Here is a 19,051-nt window from a genome sequence, read left to right on the forward strand (position 1 = left end):
TGCCAAAACTCGTTCTTGGTGTGACATTCAACGACGGGATCGAGGTCATCGCCAAGCCGACCGACCGTCAGCCCATAACCGCCGCCGCCTGACCGGCCCGGCCGTCACCAAAATTTGGCGATAGCTCATATCGGGGTGGGCGGCCTGAAAGCTTGCAAGCCTCGGAATAAGCCAACGCATAGCGACCGAAGGCTCGCATGAGAGAACCAGGGCATTCTGCCGACCGTTGACAGCACGCAAGCTCTCAACGGTTGTCGCCAGCTCAGTGAAGAACCGGCCGAGTGTGAGGTTGAGCACCTCTCCAGCAGCCGTGAGGCGCAAGCCGCGTCCGCTTTTTTCGAAGAGTTTGAAGCCAAGGTCTTCGGACAGCTTAGTGATCCGGCGGCTCACGGCCCCATGGGTCAAGGCAAGGCTGTCGGCGGCAACGCGGACGGACCCCAAACGCGCCGTGGTCTCGAACGCACGCAAATCGTCCAACGAAGGTATTTCTGACCGCTTCATTGGTGAATTTATATCACCAATGAAGCGCAGAAACGATCGCTTTTTATTCCAGATTGGTTTGACATAGTTGACCTATGCGAACCAATAGCCAATACACAATCGGTATTCTCGCCGACGACCTGACCAGCGCCGCCGATGGAGCTGGTCCGTTTGTCCGGCGCGGCGTGCGAGCCGTTGTCGGCCGACGCCGGCTGCCGCTGGAGGAAGCAACGATCCTCGCCGTCGATAGCGGGTCGCGATCGGTCCCGGCCTTGCAAGCCGCACAGCTTGTATCGGAACTTGCCGAGCAGCTCGCTTCACGGGACATCCTCTACAAGACCGTGGACTCGACACTTCGCGGGCATGTGATGGCCGAGCTGGAAGCGGCCTACACCGCAAGCGGCCGCAAGATGCTGGTCTTTGCACCTGCGTTCCCTGGCGCAGGGCGTACGACCGTCAGCGGCTTTCAGCTTGTGGACGGCATTCCGGTAGCGGAGACCGTATATGGTCGCGACCCCGTCCATCCGGCGCGACACTCGCGGCTGGTTGAGCTTGTACCCGCCTCCATCGCGAGCGTTGTCATCCTTGATGCTGCGACACAGGACGAGCTTGATACGCAAATTGCGGCTCTGCCGGAGCCGGAGTCGATCCTGTGGGTGGGCTCTCCGGGCATGGCCATGGCTTTGGCGAAGCGCCTTGCGCCGGTTGCGGCTGCATCGGACGTGACCGTCGCCGCTCGTGGCGACATTCTTGTTGCTATCGGCAGCGCCAACCCGCGCAGCCATCGTCAGGCCGATAGGGTGGTCCGGGAGCCCGGAGTCACCCTGCTGCGAGCTCCAGTGGAACGGATGGATGATCCCGGCGCCGTCGTGCGCGACATTGCCCAGAATGCGGCTCGAATGGTCGCCGACGAGCGTTTCGATGTGGTGATCGCCACTGGCGGGGACACCATGGAAGCGATCCTCGATGGCCTGGACATCGGTGCGTTCGAGATCCTGCAAGAGCTTGAGCCAGGCTTTCCGCTTGGCCGCGCGTCCCTCGGGGATGGGCGAGAGCTACTTATCGCCATGAAGGCAGGCGGCTTCGGCGACGACAACACGCTGCGTCGTGCGATCGCGCAGCTCCGCATTGGCGCCTCCGTATCAGAACAGGTTTTGTGATGACCCAAACCGCTCTACTGGCCGTTACAATGGGCGATGCCTCCGGCATCGGCCCGGAGATCGTGGCGAAGACATTGGCCAAAGGCGCTGAACGCACGGTCGTCTTCGGCAGCTACGTCGTGATGGAGAATATCGTTCATCGTCTGGGTCTCGACCTGACGGTCAGGCGTATCGCCGGACCTGAAGAGGCACGCTCTGAGCCGGGGTCCATTGAGATAGTCGAGGCGACGCAAATCATCGCGCCGCCCCCGCTTGGGGTCGTCAGCGCCATTTCCGGCCAAGCATCTTTCGACGCGATCGTCGCCGCCATCGCGGCAGCCAAGGCCGGCAAGGTCAGCGGCATCGTCACCGCGCCGATCAACAAGGAAGCGATGGGAAGCGCAGGCATTCGCTATCCCGGGCACACCGAAATCCTCGCCGACTATGGCGGCGCGAAGCGCGTTGCGATGATGCTGGCTAACGACGATATTCGCACGGTTCTCGTCACCATCCACACGTCGCTGCGCAAGGCCATTGACCAAGCGGATTTCGATGCACAGATGTCGGCGATCCGGCTCGCAAATGAGGGCGGCAAGGCCCTCGGGATCGCAGCGCCGCGAGTTGCGGTCGCAGGGCTCAACCCCCATGCCGGCGAAGGTGGCCTGTTCGGCGACGAGGAAATCCGAATCATCCGGCCCGCGATCGAGGCTGCGCGCGCCGAGGGCATCGACGCCAGTGGTCCTTGGCCCGGCGACACTGTCTACATGCAGGCCCGCAAGGGCCGCTTCGATGTGGTCGTGGCTCAATATCACGACCAGGGCCTAATCCCGGTGAAATATCTCGGCCTCGAAAAGGGCGTGAACATCACGCTCGGCCTGCCGTTCGTCCGCACAAGTCCCGACCATGGCACGGCGTTCGACATTGCAGGCCGAGGCATCGCCGACACCGCTAGTCTCGAGACCGCGCTGGCTTACGCGCGAAGGCTCGTCGCCGCGCAAATTAAGACAAAAGAAGGGGTAGTCTAATGGGCCTTCGCTTCATCTTCATGCTCACGCGCAACGATCGCACGATCGAGGACGCCTCGGAACAGCTCAAGACCGCCCTGAGCCTCGGCGTTCGTCACATTGGCTTCAAGGACATTGGCCTGACGATTGACCGGCTCAAAGTTCTCAACCAGGCCATCAAAGCAGACGGCGCGACCTCCTACCTCGAAGTCGTTTCACTTGACCAGCAGAGTGAGATCGTTTCGGCGAAGGCGGCGGTCGAAATCGGCGTTGACGTCTTGCTCGGCGGCACACGTGCTGACGACGTCCTGCCGATCCTTGCGGGCACGGACATTCAATACTGTCCCTTCCCGGGTAGCATCACGGGTCACCCGAGCGTTCTCGAAGGGAGCATCGAGGAGATCGTTGAAAGCGCCAAGGCGCTCACCGCGCGGGAAGGCGTGCACGGCCTCGACCTGCTCGCCTATCGCTCCAAGGAAGACGTCCCGGCCCTCATCAAAGCGGTATGCGCGGCGGTGTCCAAGCCCGTCTATGTGGCCGGCTCGATTGATACGCCTGAGCGGATCACCACCCTGAAGGACGCAGGAGCCGCCGGCTTCACCATCGGCACGGCCGCGTTGGACGGCAAGTATCCGGCCGACGACAAGGACGTCGCTCGCCAGCTCGGGGCCATCATTCGTGACGTGGCCGCGCTCAATCGGCATCTCTCGCCGCTCCACAAGAAGAACCTGGCCAGATCGTTCGGGCAGCTCAAGGAGACCTGGTCTCCGAAGATCGCCGGTCAGATTAACGACATGCAGATCAAGCTCGCCAAGTTCGCGGGCGAGTTCGCCTGGCGCTTTCACAGGAGCAGGGACGAACTCTTCCTGGTGCACAAGGGCCGCCTGCTGATGAGATTCCGCGATCGGGACGAGATCATCGAGCAAGGCGAGTTCATCGTGGTCCCGCATGGGGTAGAGCATTGCCCTGTCGCGCTGGACGACATCTGCGAGGTCGTGCTGCTCGAACCCGGCACGGCCCTGGATGCCGGCACCGCTCACGAGGTCGCAGGCTAGACCGTCCGCCTGCGATCGGAACAAACGTTTGTCGCCGTCGGCTTGCCTTCCGCCGGTCGGCCTCGTTGCCTCCAAGCGCGATTGCTCGTCGCCGTCCACCTCCACCAAGAAAGAAAGGCTGTCGCCATGTCTCTTCTCGCCAAGCTCGACCTCGCCCCCACCCGCGAGCCCAAGCACTCCAAGACCCTGCCGGGCCGCCTGGTTTCCGGCGATCCGTCCTACAAGACCTGGGAGCAGGACTCCTCGCGCGGCGACTCGGTGAAGACCGGAGTCTGGGAGGCCACGCCTGGCGAGAACCGCTCGATCAAGGGCGAGACCTTCGAGTACTGCCACATCCTTTCCGGCGTGGTGGAGCTGACCGAGGAAGGCAAGGAGCCTCGCATTTTTCGCGCCGGCGACGGCTTTGTGATGAAACCGGGCTATGTCGGTGTCTGGAAGACGATCGAGACGGTGCGAAAGATCTACGTCGTCGTTAGTACGCCGGCTGCCTGAAACTAACTTCAGGCGCCCGGACAAAATGGGCTTTCCTGCAAGCGCTGGTGCCTTCTCGGCGGCGCTCGTGGTTCAGGACATCACTCGTCCCCGCCTCGCCGACCCAATCGCGACGGTCTGGAGCCATTTTGCTGGGGCATCCAAAAGCGGTCCAGTCTCCGTCCCATCTGCCGCGCCAAGCGCGCACTCGTGCTCGCGGTCACACAAACCGAAGAGGCGCTGCCCGGCATGAGCGCCCCGACGCGATCTCGCCGACTTGCCAAGCGAGCATCTGGCTGAGCCGTAGCCGGTATCGCCGATCAGCTTTGCGCGGCCAGATGGCGAAATCATCTTGAACACGCTAATACGTGTGGCCAATGATCAGCATGCGGATCAGCAGGGGTCGACTGACGGCCAGCGCGTCTCGCTGTAGAAAGGGCGCAGCTGCGCGCGCAAGCCTGACAGATCGGCGAACTGGACGGTCGACCGCAGCAGATGGGGCCGGGGGGACATACCGCTCGAGGCGAACTCGTAAAAGAGCGGCTCCTGCACAACTACCCGATCACTCATCATCAGCTGCGCGCGAAGGAGTTGAATCAGACGGGAGTCGTGCCGCAAACGGCGAGTTTTTCAACGCCATCAGTCAAAAGCGGACGAGGGCCATGAGTGCGATCCAACCGACGAGCAGGTCGCGCCGCCCCTGCGCCGAACTGGGGCTCGGCCGGGCTTGAGCAGCTTCGTTCAATCAAGCGGCCAAAAACCCGAACATGTTGCGAAGTCCTGGATGATTTCAGCACATTCTATCGAGCACTTGGTGCGATGAAGGGTTGATCGGAACTCTGCTTCCGTATTCTTGATAACCGAGTTATTGGAATATGTCGCCCCGCGTCGAGCGCATTCACAGCGATGAGCGTCTTCCGGCCGCGGCCGACGTCGTCATCGTCGGCGGCGGCATCCTCGGCTCTACGGCCGCCTATTACCTGGCGAAGCGTGGCCTCTCTGTGGCGCTCCTCGAGAAGGGCCACATCGCGTGTGAACAATCGAGCCGAAACTGGGGTTGGTGCCGCCAGCAGAACCGCGACCGGCGCGAACTGCCGCTCTCGGTGCTTTCCATGCGGCTGTGGGACGAGCTCACGCGCGATATCAATCGGGACCTCGGATTTCGACGCTGCGGTCTCGTCTATGCGACCCACGACGAGGCTGTGCTCGCCGGCTGGGAAAAGTGGCGCGAGGTCGCCAGGGAGTACGACGTCGACACGCGCGTGCTGACCCGGGCGGAGGTGGCCGAACGCGTCCCCGAAGCGCGCGACAAATGGGTTGGCGGGACCTATTCGGAGCGAGACGGCAAGGCCGAACCTGCGCTCGCCGCGCCGGCTATCGCCGATGCGGCCAGAGTTCTGGGCGCTACGATCCACCAGGGATGCGCCGCTCGGGCGCTCGACTTGGCCAATGGCAAGATCGCGGGCGTGCACACGGAGAAGGGCTATATCAGAACCAGTGCGGTGCTGTGCGCCGCCGGCGCCTGGTCCTCGCGCTTCCTTCGGCCGCTCGGGATCAGTTTCCCCCAAGCAAGCATCCGACAGACCGCGCTGCGTTCCACCCCCACAATCAACATAGGCGAGGCGGTCTCCACACCTTACTGCACGATCACGCGCCGGCTCGACGGCAGCTATACGCTTGCGATCAGCGGCAAGGCGAACCTCGAAATTACCCCCCAGGCGATCCGGTATAGCCGGGAATTCATGCCCCAGTTCTTGCGCCGCCTGAAGAACGTCAGGCTCGGCGTCGGCCAATCGTTCGTTTCGGGGCCGGATTCAATGCCGGCGCTGCTGACCAACAACGATCGGATCTTCGAACAGAATCGCGTCCTGGATCCCCCGCCCTTGAAATGGCTGGTGAGCCAAGTGGTGGAGAGTGTCCGGAAAACCTTCCCCCAACTCGGCGAAATACAGATCGATAGCGCCTGGGGCGGCTTCGTCGATTGCACGCCGGACGCAGTGCCTGTGGTGTCGCAGGTGGACGGGGTGGAAGGCCTCGTCCTCGCGGCGGGCTGCTCGGGTCACGGCTTCGGTTTGGGCCCGGGACTCGGCTATCTGGCCGCCGAGCTCGTCGTAAACGACACGCCTTGCGTCGATCCCACACCCTTCCGGCTGTCGCGTCTGGTCGACGGCTCGAAGCTGGACATTGCCGCCATCTGAAGATCAGGGCGGATGCTTCGAAACAACGCGTCCTACCACGCATGACGATCTCCCCAACTTGAGCCACTCCTTCGGGGTGGCTCTTTCTTTATGGACAATGCGAAATGGGTGATCGGGCTGCCTCAGCCGAAGACGCAACGGTCGAGGCTGGACGAAAGCGTCGCCAAATGGCCGCTCGAAGGTTCAAGAGACAGAATTCTCGTCCAAAGGACGAACGATCGCGCCGGCGTTCATGATGTCCGATGGATCAAAGGCGGTCTTGATACGGCGCATCGCAGCGATGCGGCCGACGTCGCCGTACCGCTCCAGCAGATGCTTCTTGAACCGACCGACGCCGTGTTCCGCGCTAAACGTGCCGCCGAGCGCCGCGGCCGTGTCGTAGAGTTGCAGCGACAGGCTGCTTTCGATCCGCTTGGTGAACTCTATCCGGTCGACGTCGGGAGGCACCAGCACGTTGTAGTGCAGATTGCCGTCGCCGACGTGTCCATAGACTGATAGCTCAAGGTCCGCGTCATACGACCGTACCTGCGACCCGGCTAAATCCAGAAAACGCTGAATAGAGGAAAGCGGTACGGAAATGTCGTGCTTGACCGATCCGTTCCGGCGCTTCTCGCCCTCCGGGATGGTCTCGCGTACCTCCCACATCGCGGTCCGCTGCGATCCGCTCTGCGCCAGGAAGGCGTCCTCGATCCATCCGGACTCGATCGCTTCGGCCAGAACGGCTTCCATCAGTCCGTCGAGGTCGAGATGACGCGAGGAAGAGGCGAACTCGGCGAGTACGGCGCCTCCAGGGCCGGCGCGGACGGCGGGCGGGTTGGTCATCGCTTCGCTCGCGAGCACGATCGATCGGGCCGTCATGAATTCGAACGTGGTGAGCAGGTCCGCGGATTCGCGACGTATCAGAGCGAGAAGCTCGGCGAGCGGGGCGTCCGCCGCGAGCTTCAGCCAGGCGGTCGCGCGGCGGATCGGCAAGGGCGCGAGACGCAACACAGCGCCCGTGACGATGCCGAGAGTTCCTTCGCTCCCAACGAAGCATTGTTTGATGTCGTAGCCGGTATTATTCTTGCGTAGTTTGCGCATGTCCGAAACCACCGTGCCGTCCGACAGGACCGCCTCGATCCCGAGGAGCAGATCGCGAGTCATTCCGTATCTGACGACGGACAACCCGCCGGCATTCGTTCCGATGTTGCCGCCGATCCGGCAACTGCCTTCCGCACCGAGGCTGAGCGGCAACAGAAGTCCGGCGGTCGCCGCAGCGTCCTGTACATTCTTCAGGATGGCACCGGCGTCTACTGCGATGCTCATGGAGAGGGGATCGACTTCGCGGATCCTGTCCATCCGCTCAAGGCTCACGATGATCTGTCGTCCGGAGGCGTCCGGCGTCGCACCGCCGCAGTAGCTGGTGTTGCCGCCCTGCGGAACGATACCGATGCCTTGTTGTGCCGCCAGCCGCACGATGCCGGCGACCTGCTTCGTCGTCGCCGGCTTCAGCACGGCGAACGTTGACCCCGTGAAGAGCTGGCGTTGATCCGTTGTGTAGGTGGCGACCCGCTCTGGATCGTCAACGACGCCCCCGCCGTCCAGAAGGTCGCGAAAGGCGTGGACGAGTACTGACTGAGACATGCTTCAGCTTCCGGTGGGTGTCGTCTGTTCATTTTCCCGCGTTTGTGCGGCATTGCTTGCCGTTAGGTGGCGGTTCCGAAGACACCAATGCCGAAATGCCACGATGTTCGGCAGTTTGCGCCGATTCAGCCTCGTATTGAACGCCTTCATCGCGAGCCCTTTCGGACTTCAGAGGAGGCAATCGATGTCTCGCCAGCAATCTATGGACGATCGTTGCTCGATGCCGCACCTTTAGTCCTGAGCAAACGTCGTCCAATCTCAGTTTGACCAAGTCGCAGGCGCGAAGCTTGCTGTCGATCGCCAGGTTGAAGATTGCAAGGTCGCGCGTTGATCGTGCGATCTCTAGGCGAACTCGAATAGACCAAACGTGCTTCGGCTCTAGGGGTCTTTTCTGGCCGACGAGCAACCCCTTATTCCAAGGCTGTGGCCGGTCTTTGCCGATAGGAATAGGTATGACAGTTCCTCCGAGATCCCGTCCTCCGCGTCGCTCCTTAGCGAGCCGAAGACTATAGCTTCAAAACCCGTCTTGACCTCTGAACTCACACAAGCGGCCGTTTCTGATCGGCCGCTTGTGGCGGATTGTGTTGAAAAACTCGAAAATCGGCCAATGCAAAAAATTTCGCATAAGTCGATCTCAGGGCATCTCTGCTGCTGCATCGCTTGTCAGCGCTACTGCGGGGCCCCGTGATCAATTTTCGACGAAATGATATGGTCCCTCACGTCATCGCGCGTAAGGCGCATCAGCTGCTCTAAGAATTTTCGTACATCAGCCCAAAAGGAGTTTGCGCCAAGCAGACATTGCGCTCGACTTGACCCCGCACCTAAAACAGCTTTCTGCATTTAGGCGGACGATCGGAGGAAATATCGCAGATTTGCGTCGTGTGGGGAAAAGCGGTAGCGGTCTCCCGCTACCAAATCCAGCGTAACCCTTTGATTTCCCGCACTTGGCCGATCGAAGTTTCGACATGAGCGATGTCTCATTGATACATCCTGCAGGTCCGTCGATCAATGATGCGGCGTGTTGGGGAGGTTCGTCCGTCTCCCGTTTCGGTCACATCTGGGTCACGAACCTAGCTAAATCGAGCGCTCAGTCTGCGGCACGCGTGGCGCATGGACGGCGATGGAATTGCTTGATGGGGCAGCCAGGCTGAAGAGGGGAGCGCGGCACACTGGATCGCGTACCGCTAGCACGAATCTCTCTTCCTCCGCCAGCCACCCAAAGTCACTTCGTACTTCGTACTTCGATGCGGAGACAGGCTGAAGATCCGGCCGTTTTGCTGCATTTTCCCGGCAGAGAAATCCCATCGTCGATCCACAACTAGGCCTTCGATAGGCCCGGAGAACCGAATTTTCTCCGAATCTTAGTACCCCGCAAATCCGTCTAGTACGGCAATTTCCGACAGACAAAGCGCGTATTGGGGAAGCGGTTTGGATCTCTCTCGCTCAACCGACATAAACAAAATCCAAAACTGGAATTCGCTAGTTCGATACCTCCCGCCCCAGCCACCCATTCCGGCGTTCCACCGGGTTCTCCAGGAAATGCGAGAACGGGCCGGAAATCCCGGCTTTTCGCCCATTCGATTGCGTCTCCGGACTCCCGGTTGGCCGAACCTGAGGTGGAAATCACCGAAAGTCTCCGGCCTTGTCCGCGAATATTCCCGTTTTGCGGAGACTATCGGCGGAGACCGATTTGATCACGACTGCCGCCCGAGGCGGGCAGTTCAGAGTTGGTGAGCTGGAATAAGCCGGGCTCTAAAGTTGAGCTGCGTAATGGTCGAGCAGAAGCCTTGTAAGTTGCTCGCCTCGGGTCGCAAGCAACGCAATATACTTGTCTGACATCGGAGCAAAATCGGTCGGATACGTGCGGACTGCGCTCCGAGGAACAAGGTCCGGTGGTTTAGCGGGCAATCGAGCATTTCTTGGCCGAGGTAAATCATGACGAAACCTGCGAGCTCGCCAGATTCAATGTACCGATGAAGACGCCCGTACGCGCTGTCCTGTGCCTTGCGGTGAACCGTTTCGAACGATCTCTTGACCCGCGCTGGCCATCACGTCGGGTGGTCAGTGCCCTCAAGTTGTCCAGCACTCGCATTCAGGCAAATGATGTAATCGGGTTTGTGGAAGTTCACGCTGATATCGGGATCACGACCAGGCTCAAGGACCGTTACGCCGAGATTGTCGAAGACCCCGCCGTCGGTGAGGACGACGGTTTCATCGGACCGCTTGTCGCCTCGCACAAATGAAAACTTCTCTATGAGCGGAGGCAATATCAGCGGATATGCGGCAGAGGCCGCGACCGCCTTCGCTACTGAAATGCGAGCGTCGTCGATCCGGCCGTAGCGCCAGCCTCCCGAAGCTCGGTTGCCGAAGCGAAACGCGGTGCCCGTCCGCAAATCACAGGCGGTGATCACAACATCGAGCGAACACGGTGACGGTGCGATCGTTCGTTGCCACCATGATTCAATTCGCCAATTCATGTGGAATCGAACGGTCCTCCGGATACGGTGGCCGCCCGCCACTATCTATTGCTTCTTTGCTGGCGCGCCCGGAAGCACGGCTGCCACACCTTCCGGATTGATGTTGAAGGCCAAGAATATCAACGGCTCGTTGCCCGGGTTTCCCCATTGGTGCACGAGAGCGTACGGTTCATAGATCAAGGAACCCGGTCCCTTTGCTTCTGTCTTACCGTCGACCGTGTTGGCGCCGGTGCCGGAGATGATAAAGTATAGAGCCGCTCCCGACCGATGGTGCGGCGGGTTGGAGGGCATCTGCGCCGGAAATGTGACTCGCGTGAGATTGAGATCATAACCGCCTGGCTGCAGGTCGGGGATCGAATTCGCTGTGCGATACAATTCTCTCACGGCGGCAGGTGCTGTCTCGGCAAGCCGACCCAAGTCCCCAGCGGGAGCTAGGAAGAAGTGGAGGAAAGTCGAGGGCCCTCCGCGACCCGCCGTTAGCGCCGCAGTCTTTCCGCCGGCGATGAACAGTCCCTCTCCGGCGTGGAGCATTTTGGCCTCGCCATCGAGCGCGACCTCGGTCGATCCTGACATCTGGTAGAGGATGCCGTTGGCCGCCGAGACGCTGCTCCTTTCGTCCGGCTGAAGAGTGATGCTCACCGTTTTGAAATGGAGGGGCACGTCTGTAACGGTCGGCAGTTTGGTTGCGGCGATTACTGTTCGCGTAATTGCCGGTGGAGCGGCGGTGGTTTGTGCGGCCCCGGGGGCGGGAAGTGCCATCGCGCCGAGCAACAGTAGTCCGGTTGTCCTGAACTGCATGATTGCCTCCCAGGTTCAGCGGATCATCGGAGCACCATACGCTCTCCCAGCGCCTCTTGGAATGGCAGGCCGCTTCGAGCTGCTATTGGAGGGAAACCGGGAGCAAAGGCCGAGCGAAACTGAGTTCGTGGCCATCGGGGGCAACTAGAACAGCACCGGCACTGGCCCGTTTTAGCCCCAAGTGGCCTATTGGAGTTTGGGAGTAGCCGAGTTTGCAAAGCCTGGCAGCAGGCGCTACGAGGCCATTCCCCGCTGTGACCGGGGTGGCGAGTGTCCTCGACCTCTGCCCGAGGTAATCAATCTAGTCGACCCATAGGAGGCCGAGAGCAGCAACAGAAAAAGCGCCCTAGCTGCTTTGTATCTGGCAGCGGCGCGGCTGTCTTCCCGACCCCACATCACAACTGTCTCTTCGCTGGTGCGCACGCGCCAAGTCCACCCTCGGCCTCGCCTCTTCACGGCGACATCATAGATTGGGAATTGATTAGACATTGCACTGCGAAAGGATTGCGTCCGCAGGCTTCAGCCTTTGCCGAATCGTTCAAGCTGGAATGCTGTACGGTATCGTTGAAGCAGAGCCAATTTAGCCAGTGGGGTTTGGCGGGCGAATTTGTTCAGTGAAAGCAGGGTGGACAGCGCATGAAAGACTTGGCTGGACAGACCGCATTCGTGACAGGCGCTGCCTCGGGGATCGGACCTGGGATCGCGACCGCGCTGTCACAGGCGGGGGTGAAGGTCATGCTCTGCGATATCGAGGAAGAGGCGCTGAAAGAAGCGGTCGCGGAGCTGAAGACCCGGCCCCACGTCGATGTCGATGGCGTGAAAGCTGACGTCTCGCTCAAAGGCGAGCTTCAGACGGCAGCGGACGCGACCGTCGCGCGGTACGGCAAAATCCACATATTGGTCAACAATGCGGGCGTGGGCGGCGGCGGCACCTATGGTGAGTGGACTGATGCAGGTTGGAACTGGGTCCTTGGCGTCAACTTGATGTCGGTGATCTGGGGCTTCGAGATTTTCAGTCCGCTGATCGAAGCGCACGGCGAAGGAGGGCACGTGGTTTCTACGGCGTCCGTCTCCGGACTGATTGCGGGACCAACTCCGGCGTACGATGTGAGCAAATATGGAGTGGTGGCGCTGTCCGAGGGGATGCGTAACGCGCTCGCGCCGAGGAAGATTGGGGTATCCGTTCTGTGTCCGGGCGTCATCCGCACGCAGATCATGAACTCTCGGCGCAACGTGCCGCAGCGGTTTGTTGGCGCTGTCGGCAACCCTCCGCCGACAGAAGGCCCCCGCGCCGAGTTCATCAAGGCATTGCAGGAACGGATTAACAACGGCATTGATCCGCTCTATGTGGGCGAACTGGTTCGCGAGGCCATCGAAAACGACTGGCCCTACATTTTCACCGATACTGAGCACGAACCGTTCATCGACGAGTGCTTCGCGGCGATCAAGCAGGGCTTCGACCGTATACGCGGACGAACGCCGCGACGCTAGCTCTCGCATCTGCTCAGAGCCGCTTGTGGCCCCTAAGCCGAGGAGCGCCTCAGCCGCCGTCATGTCCGCTGTCGCCGCAGACCGTCTCGCTAGCCTGCAAGCTCTCTTCGACAAGGCGAACCTTCTCGTCGTAACTCCATCGCCGCCGACGCTCGGACATTGAGTCGCGGTGGCTGACCAACTAAATGCGCGTGTAGCCTTCCGATATGAAGCTACTTCGGCTCCTGCTTGCTATCTAGTTCGCGAGCAGCCAAGCTAAGCTCCAGCTCTCTGAGTTGATCGACCAACTGCTCTACGATCTCTTCACAGTCAGATGGCGTCAGTGAATGCACACCGCGCAATGCCAGTTGGTTCTGGAGGATCGTCGCCATCATGGCTTTAATGCTCATGCGCGCTTGTCCGAAAAATTAGATCGTCACAAAAATCAATCTCAAGTAGAAGCCAAATATGGAGGATGTGCAATGCCCGCAAAAATACGGACAATAATCAAGTTCGCAAAGAACGTTTGCAATGCTCTTACTTCTTCACCAGTATTCCCATCGCACGCGGCGGCACCTATGCCGCGATGATTGCGCCTTCAGGCGTGAGTCTTCCAGTCATCGTGTTCTCCGTTCAATGTGGACAAGGTGAGTGACGACATCCCAGTTGCCAAGGTGGCGAACGACCTGCCGTGCGCATCCCATCGAGGACTGCTCGTGACCCTGGCTGTGTAAAAACGCGAAAGATCGAGACACGGTCAGAATTGCATTCTTCAGTTCGCTCTCTAAGTTGAATTCGCTTTCGAGTTGAGCACCAAGACGATGTTGGACGAATAACTTCTTCTATCGCGGTCAATCGTCTAAGCGTTGTCACACAGCCAAGACCCTGAACTGACATCGGATCGGCTCGTTATTTGCTCCAATTTTTGGAGTTTCTGCCCTTCCGGGATACCGCCTCAAGCCAATAGAATGCCTACCGTTGAGATCAGAGGCTGTATATGACCCAACGGTCCCCGGAACGGAGTAGTGCACGCAAATTGGGTGAAAAGTCTCCCAAGCCGAAGCGCAAGACACAAGCAAAAGCCCGGTACTCGAGTGGTCCGTCGGCTGCCGATCTGCGATTGGAGTTTAGCCGCCTTACGCTCGAACTAGCTGAGGCACGTGAGCGGCAGGCGGCAACCACTGAGGTTCTTCAAGTTATCTCGTCCTCTCGCGGTGAACTCGGACCGGTGTTCGAGGCGATGCTTGCCAATGCGATGCGCATCTGCGCGGCGCAATGCGGCTTCATCTACAAGATGGAAGAAGGCGCTATGCGGGCGATGGCGGAAATCGGTGTCCCTCCTGCACTTGCCGAGTATCGTCGGAAGCATCTCCATCCGGGAGGTCCAACGACCCCTGTTGATCCTCATGCGGGCGACCAAGAAACCAGCGCATATTCCCGATGCCCGGGAGAGCGACGCTTATCGGATGGGCAATCCCAATGCGGTTGCAGGCGTCGAACTCGGCGGCGCGCGGACGGTATTGTACGTCCCGATGATCAGGGATGACAATATTGTCGGAGTCATCAATTTGTACCGACAAGAGGTTAGACCTTTCACCCCCGAGCAAATCTCACTCGTGGAAAGCTTTGCCAGTCAGGCCATTATTGCAATTGAGAATGCCCGCCTGTTCGACGAGGTGCAGCGACAAACTCGCGATCTTTCCGAATCTTTACAGCAACAGACCGCGACCGCCGAAGTACTCGGCGTGATCAGCGGTTCTTTCGGCGACCTAGGACCCGTTTTCGATGCGATGCTCGACAAGGCAATGGACCTTTGCGCTGCCGATTTCGGTGTGCTCAATACATTCGACGGCGAGCTATTCCATACCGCTGCCACGCGTGGGCTCCCTTCCGCCTATTATGAATACCGGCGCAACCGGTCGTTGGAGTACGGACCCGGCACGGCGCCGGCCCGCCTGTTGCGGGGCGAACCGATTGTAGAAATAACCGATCTTCGTGAGTCGGATGCCTATCTCAGAGGCGAACCCAACCGGCGCGCGCTGGTCGATCTAGGGGGTGCGCGAAGTGTTGTTGCCGTTCCGCTCCTGAAGAACGATCAGCTGGTCGGCAACTTCATGATCTTTCGCCAGGAGCCGGCGCGTTTCTCGGAGAAGCAGATATCGCTCCTGAAACAGTTCGCGGCTCAAGCCGTGATCGCTATCGAAAACACGAGGTTGCTTCGTGAGCTCCGCGCGAGCACCGAGGATCTGCGAGAGTCGCTCCAGCAGCAGACTGCGACCGCCGACGTGCTCAAGGTCATCAGCCGCTCTGCCTTTGACTTGCAAACCGTGCTGGACACGCTCGTTGAGTCTGCGGCTCGATTGTGCGAGGCGGATATGGCCGCGATCACGCGCCAGAAAGTTGACGAATATTTCCGCGCCGGGTCATACGGCTTTACGCCGGAGTTCATGGATTACGTAAAGGACATCCCGGTCAAGCCGGAACGCGCGACCATTACGGGCCGAACCCTGCTCGAAGGAAAGGTGATTCATGTGCCCGACGTGCTTGCCGATCCCGATTACGCGTTTTCGGAGGCGCAGAAACTAAGCGGCAATCCGCGAACATTTCTCGGAGTACCCCTTCTCCGCGAAGGCAATCCGGTCGGCGCACTCGTGCTGCTGCGCCGAACAATGCGGCCCTTTACAGACAAGCAGGTCGAATTGGTCACAACCTTTGCCGATCAGGCCGTGATTGCCATCGAAAACGTGCGGCTGTTCGACGAAGTTCAGGCGCGAACCAAAGAACTAGCGGCTTCTCTTGACGATCTGCGAACCGCGCAGGATCGTCTAGTGCAGACCGAGAAGCTGGCCTCGCTCGGCCAGCTTACCGCCGGTATCGCACACGAGATCAAGAACCCTCTCAACTTCGTCAACAATTTCTCGGCCCTTTCGGCGGAGCTGACCGAGCTGAATGACGTGCCCAAATCCGCCACGCTGACCGACAATATCCGTGCAGAAGTTGAGGAACTGACCAAGACGCTGAAAGACAACCTCGAAAAGGTTGTCCAGCACGGCAAACGCGCCGACTCCATTGTGAAAAACATGCTGCAGCACTCCCGTGAAGGCTCCGGCGAGCATCGTCCTACTGACATCAATGCGATAGTCGAGGAGAGCCTCAACCTGGCTTATCACGGTGCTCGAGCAGAAAAGGCAGGCTTCAGCATCTCTTTGCATCGCGATCTCGACGCTTCCGTTGGTATGGCTGACGTGTATCCACAAGAGATCACGCGGGTTATGCTCAATCTGATATCGAACGGTTTCTATGCTACCACGAAACGGAAAGTGGAAGCTGGTGACGGCTTCGAACCGATTCTTTCCGCCACCACAAGGAACCTGGGAGACAAGGTTGAAATATGTATCCGCGATAACGGCGCCGGAATCCCGGAAGAAATCAAAGAGAAAATATTCCACCCGTTCTTCACTACGAAGCCTTCCGGGGAGGGTACTGGGCTGGGCCTGTCGATGAGCCATGACATTATCGTAAAGCAACACGGGGGCAGCATCGACGTCGAGACGGAGCCCGGGCTGTTCACTGAGTTCAAGGTCGTATTGCCGCGGACAAACCGAAGCTAATCTGCCAAACGCCTTCGTCGGTTGACCACGTCCAATTGTGATGCGGTGCATGAGTCCGATTGTGGGCCCGTAGCTGACCTACCGCAAGCGCTGCGGCGTGGACCGCTTTTGACCGATTGTGTTGCAAAAGTCGTTTTGCAGGAGGTGTCAAAAATTCTGGGGGCCGCTGGCGCGCTCTTCGTGTAATGATCCGAGGGACCTCGTCGCCTTGCGCCAAATTCATGGGCGACTTCGGTAGCGCGACTGAAGCTATGCGTATCATCGACCTCTTTGCGCTTCAGGTTTTCGCCAAAAATTCGGACCGCTGGAACTTTCGAGTTTTGCAACACAATCGGCCCAAAGGCGAAGATCGCGATAGCGTCCCGCACGTCAGTTATCGAGGCGAGACCGGACGTTGCATAGACGCTGCCAAATCGACGCGTATGACCGGTTGAGAAAGGCGAGGCACCTGGACACGGTTAACCGAATTTTAAAGGGTAAGGTCCACGATTTCGGTATGAGAGTTGCAGGCGCAATTATCGTTGCTCTCCTCGCGCTCAATTTCGTGGACGAGCAATACACCAACGGTCGCTATTCACGAGCGGCGACTATGATGTTGTCGCACATCACCAGATCATTTGGCTGAACGCTCCTGATGGTCGAGCGGGCGATGCGAGCCACCCCCTTCGATAAGCTCCCTTCGCGTGAACGGCACACTGCGATCGTTGCGGAGCTAGACGCGCTGGTACGCGCACTGCCGCCTTCAAGACCGCTCTACAGCAAAGAACTAGCCGAGCAAATTGGCACGTCCGTGCGGGCGTTGCAGTCGGCGTCGGTCTCCGTCGTTGGCATGAGCTTGCATTCCTACCTTCGTTTGAAAAGGCTAACGCAGGTGCGGCTTAAACTTTCGACGGGCGCGTTTAGCGTCAAGGCGGCGGCACTCGCCAATGGCTTTTGGCACCTGGGGGATTTCTCGCGCGTCTACCGTCGCGCTTTTGGTGAGCTGCCTTCGCAAACGCGCGCACGGGCCAAGCAATGCAAACAATTTGACTTGTCGACGCCCCCTGTCGAGAGGAAGGCGAACTGACGCTGGTCTCGCCGTCGTCTACCGTCCTTTTCGAGACAGCATAGTCGGTCGGATAGCGTGTATGTCATTATTGGCCCGTTCGAGACATGACCGCCTATCCTGAGAATGTCCGTTCACCGGGGGCGGAGCGGAAGTCGCCATGCTCCGGCCAAACCGACGCAAATGACCCAATTCGGACCTCATGGAGATTTCCTGTGAACCTCTTGCGGCCACTCCTAGACCTACATGGGGCTCAACGGAGGGATTAGGTCACGGCTATTGTACAATTTGCACGCTTCAAAAGCGACAAACCGGACGATATGATCAAGACCGCCAAGCAGGCGAAGGCAATCTTCGAAAAGCACGGTGCCGAATTTCTTCGGCTTCCCCGCTTTTACACTGGTATGTGGGGCCGGGAGTTTCTTGTCCACCTACGGAACTAACAAGCCGTGACTGCCGAGAGATCGCCTCATTGCAATCGCGGTTCATGAAAGCGTCGCAAGAACAGGTCACGCTGATCAACGACAGCTAACGTCACATTTTTTTCAAGAGCCGCGAGGTTTCGTCTTTCCGAGAGGACCGCGTGCTTTCCTTGTTCCCGCGGTTGCCGATCTGATTTTTCATCCCCAGGCGATACCTCGGAAGTAGCAGCGCATTTCATCGGACTTCGCGCAGGCACGATGGGACCTGCGTTTGGGTTTTTATCCCATCATTCATCGCACCAGAGGAGCAGCACAATGAACGTCCAACGGCGGATACTTTCATGTTCGATTAGCGCTCTTGTTACCATGGTGGTCGGCCCGGCCTTCGCGGATTGCTCCGCTCTGTCGGACTTCTCGCAACTTCGTTCAGCACTCGTCAGCGCCATAACGCCCGCTGCAGGCCCTAACGGCGGGCTGGGTTTCAACATGTGGGGGACGCTTGTCGCTAACGATGGCACCGTTTGCGCCGTCGCGTTCTCGGGGAGCCAAGGCACCTCTCAATGGCTGGGCAGCCGCGTCATCTCGGCGCAGAAAGCGAACACGGCGAATGATTTCAGCGTGGGGCACAACGCGACGCCTGGCGGCAGCCTGTTTCCAAGTGGCCTCGCCTTGTCGACCGCCAACCTGTTCACGGCCGTGCAACCGGGCGGTAGCCTCTACGGCCTGCAGCACAGCAATCCTGTCGACACGGCTGTCGCTTATGGCAACCGTCCTCCTTCCGAGAACGCCGGGATTAGCCAGGCCAGCTTCACCCAAGGACCCGCCAGTGGTTCTTCGTTCGGCACACCAAACGATCCCATGGTCGGCAAGCGCATCGGCGGCGTGAACGTCTTTGGCGGCGGCTTGGCGCTTTATAGAAACGGAGTCAAAGTGGGTGGAGTCGGTGTCAGCGGTGACACCGCATGCACCGACCACATGGTTGCGTGGCGGGTCCGCAATGCCCTTGGGCTCGATCAATTCCAAGGCGTCAAAGGGGTAGCGGATGCGGCCCATCCGGACAACATCATATTCGACATAAAGCCGAACGCCGACGGCACCGGCGGAACAGGCCAGGCGCCCAACGGGCAAGGGGGCGTCGGCCAGAGTGCGAGCGGCTTTGGCCATCCGAAGTGTCTGAACAATCCAACAGACGCCGCCGTGGCTGGTCTTCCGCCTGTGAAATGACGGTCGCCATCCGCGCGGGAAGCACATGCTGCTT

General features: G+C 59.6%; 13 protein-coding genes and 1 pseudogene. 9 read left to right on the forward strand and 5 right to left on the reverse strand.

Annotation, left to right across the window (positions count from 1 at the left end):
• Positions 1-357: 357 nt before the first annotated feature.
• Positions 358-501: pseudogene (locus QCM77_RS40720) on the reverse strand (helix-turn-helix domain-containing protein); the annotation flags it as partial.
• 74 nt (positions 502-575) lie between these two features.
• On the opposite strand from QCM77_RS40720, the gene QCM77_RS40725 reads away from it, so the two are divergent.
• The 5 genes from QCM77_RS40725 (at position 576) to QCM77_RS40745 (ending at position 6,347) form a co-directional block, all read left to right on the forward strand.
• Positions 576-1,640: a four-carbon acid sugar kinase family protein gene (locus QCM77_RS40725; protein ID WP_280096576.1), complete on the forward strand. Its 1,065-nt coding sequence runs from the start codon at positions 576-578 to the stop codon at positions 1,638-1,640.
• Positions 1,640-2,644 (forward strand): 4-hydroxythreonine-4-phosphate dehydrogenase PdxA, encoded by a 1,005-nt coding sequence (pdxA, locus tag QCM77_RS40730; RefSeq protein ID WP_280096577.1) that lies wholly within the window; start codon positions 1,640-1,642, stop codon positions 2,642-2,644. The genes QCM77_RS40725 and pdxA overlap by 1 nt, the downstream gene beginning before the upstream one ends.
• 20 nt (positions 2,645-2,664) lie before the next feature.
• A complete protein-coding gene (locus tag QCM77_RS40735) occupies positions 2,665-3,678 on the forward strand; it encodes a cupin domain-containing protein (protein WP_347882432.1) in 1,014 nt (337 codons plus the stop codon).
• A gap of 126 nt (positions 3,679-3,804) precedes the next feature.
• The gene (locus tag QCM77_RS40740; protein WP_280096578.1) at positions 3,805-4,170 is read left to right on the forward strand and encodes a cupin domain-containing protein; all 366 of its coding nucleotides are present in this window, start codon (positions 3,805-3,807) and stop codon (positions 4,168-4,170) included.
• An 854-nt stretch (positions 4,171-5,024) separates the two neighbouring features.
• The gene (locus QCM77_RS40745; protein ID WP_280096579.1) at positions 5,025-6,347 is read left to right on the forward strand and encodes an NAD(P)/FAD-dependent oxidoreductase; all 1,323 of its coding nucleotides are present in this window, start codon (positions 5,025-5,027) and stop codon (positions 6,345-6,347) included.
• 183 nt (positions 6,348-6,530) lie between these two features.
• Here QCM77_RS40745 and QCM77_RS40750 read toward each other — a convergent pair whose 3' ends face one another.
• The 3 genes from QCM77_RS40750 to QCM77_RS40760 form a co-directional block, all read right to left on the reverse strand.
• Positions 6,531-7,841 (reverse strand): FAD-binding oxidoreductase, encoded by a 1,311-nt coding sequence (locus QCM77_RS40750; protein WP_280096580.1) that lies wholly within the window; start codon positions 7,839-7,841, stop codon positions 6,531-6,533.
• A gap of 2,177 nt (positions 7,842-10,018) precedes the next feature.
• Entirely contained in the window at positions 10,019-10,447 is a 429-nt protein-coding gene (locus tag QCM77_RS40755; protein WP_279667462.1) for a hypothetical protein, read from the reverse strand.
• Between the two features lie 45 nt (positions 10,448-10,492).
• Positions 10,493-11,245 (reverse strand): cupin domain-containing protein, encoded by a 753-nt coding sequence (locus QCM77_RS40760; protein WP_279667463.1) that lies wholly within the window; start codon positions 11,243-11,245, stop codon positions 10,493-10,495.
• Between the two features lie 636 nt (positions 11,246-11,881).
• Between QCM77_RS40760 and QCM77_RS40765 the strand changes: the two genes are divergently transcribed.
• Positions 11,882-12,736, forward strand: a complete 855-nt coding sequence (locus QCM77_RS40765) for an SDR family NAD(P)-dependent oxidoreductase (RefSeq protein ID WP_280096581.1) — start codon at positions 11,882-11,884, stop codon at positions 12,734-12,736.
• A 212-nt stretch (positions 12,737-12,948) separates the two neighbouring features.
• On the opposite strand, the gene QCM77_RS40770 is transcribed toward QCM77_RS40765, so the two are convergent.
• Positions 12,949-13,125 carry a hypothetical protein gene (locus QCM77_RS40770; protein ID WP_279667465.1) on the reverse strand — a complete coding sequence of 59 codons (177 nt, stop codon included), beginning with the start codon at positions 13,123-13,125 and terminating at the stop codon, positions 12,949-12,951.
• Positions 13,126-14,121: 996 nt separating this feature from the next.
• On the opposite strand from QCM77_RS40770, the gene QCM77_RS40775 reads away from it, so the two are divergent.
• The 3 genes from QCM77_RS40775 to QCM77_RS40785 all read left to right on the forward strand — a co-directional run bounded on the left by QCM77_RS40775 (position 14,122) and on the right by QCM77_RS40785 (position 19,017).
• Positions 14,122-16,326, forward strand: coding sequence for a GAF domain-containing protein (locus QCM77_RS40775; RefSeq protein ID WP_280096587.1), 2,205 nt, complete (start codon positions 14,122-14,124; stop codon positions 16,324-16,326).
• Between the two features lie 634 nt (positions 16,327-16,960).
• Entirely contained in the window at positions 16,961-17,392 is a 432-nt protein-coding gene (locus tag QCM77_RS40780) for a helix-turn-helix transcriptional regulator (RefSeq protein ID WP_279667467.1), read from the forward strand.
• A gap of 716 nt (positions 17,393-18,108) precedes the next feature.
• Positions 18,109-19,017, forward strand: a complete 909-nt coding sequence (locus tag QCM77_RS40785; protein WP_279669473.1) for a heme-binding protein — start codon at positions 18,109-18,111, stop codon at positions 19,015-19,017.
• The last annotated feature ends 34 nt before the right edge of the window (positions 19,018-19,051 follow it).

Origin of the sequence: Bradyrhizobium nivariense (assembly GCF_029846695.2) — a bacterium.
GTDB lineage: Bacteria > Pseudomonadota > Alphaproteobacteria > Rhizobiales > Xanthobacteraceae > Bradyrhizobium.

What these genes read in the sequence shown, in the direction of transcription:
- QCM77_RS40725 (WP_280096576.1), top strand. Translation starts at nt 576, where the DNA reads ATGCGAACCAATAGCCAATACACAATCGGTATTCTCGCCGACGACCTG.
- pdxA (WP_280096577.1), top strand. Translation starts at nt 1,640, where the DNA reads ATGACCCAAACCGCTCTACTGGCCGTTACAATGGGCGATGCCTCCGGC.
- QCM77_RS40735 (WP_347882432.1), top strand. Translation starts at nt 2,665, where the DNA reads ATGCTCACGCGCAACGATCGCACGATCGAGGACGCCTCGGAACAGCTC.
- QCM77_RS40740 (WP_280096578.1), top strand. Translation starts at nt 3,805, where the DNA reads ATGTCTCTTCTCGCCAAGCTCGACCTCGCCCCCACCCGCGAGCCCAAG.
- QCM77_RS40745 (WP_280096579.1), top strand. Translation starts at nt 5,025, where the DNA reads ATGTCGCCCCGCGTCGAGCGCATTCACAGCGATGAGCGTCTTCCGGCC.
- QCM77_RS40755 (WP_279667462.1), bottom strand. Translation starts at nt 10,447, where the DNA reads ATGAATTGGCGAATTGAATCATGGTGGCAACGAACGATCGCACCGTCA.
- QCM77_RS40760 (WP_279667463.1), bottom strand. Translation starts at nt 11,245, where the DNA reads ATGCAGTTCAGGACAACCGGACTACTGTTGCTCGGCGCGATGGCACTT.
- QCM77_RS40765 (WP_280096581.1), top strand. Translation starts at nt 11,882, where the DNA reads ATGAAAGACTTGGCTGGACAGACCGCATTCGTGACAGGCGCTGCCTCG.
- QCM77_RS40770 (WP_279667465.1), bottom strand. Translation starts at nt 13,125, where the DNA reads ATGAGCATTAAAGCCATGATGGCGACGATCCTCCAGAACCAACTGGCA.
- QCM77_RS40775 (WP_280096587.1), top strand. Translation starts at nt 14,122, where the DNA reads ATGCGGGCGACCAAGAAACCAGCGCATATTCCCGATGCCCGGGAGAGC.
- QCM77_RS40780 (WP_279667467.1), top strand. Translation starts at nt 16,961, where the DNA reads ATGGTCGAGCGGGCGATGCGAGCCACCCCCTTCGATAAGCTCCCTTCG.
- QCM77_RS40785 (WP_279669473.1), top strand. Translation starts at nt 18,109, where the DNA reads ATGAACGTCCAACGGCGGATACTTTCATGTTCGATTAGCGCTCTTGTT.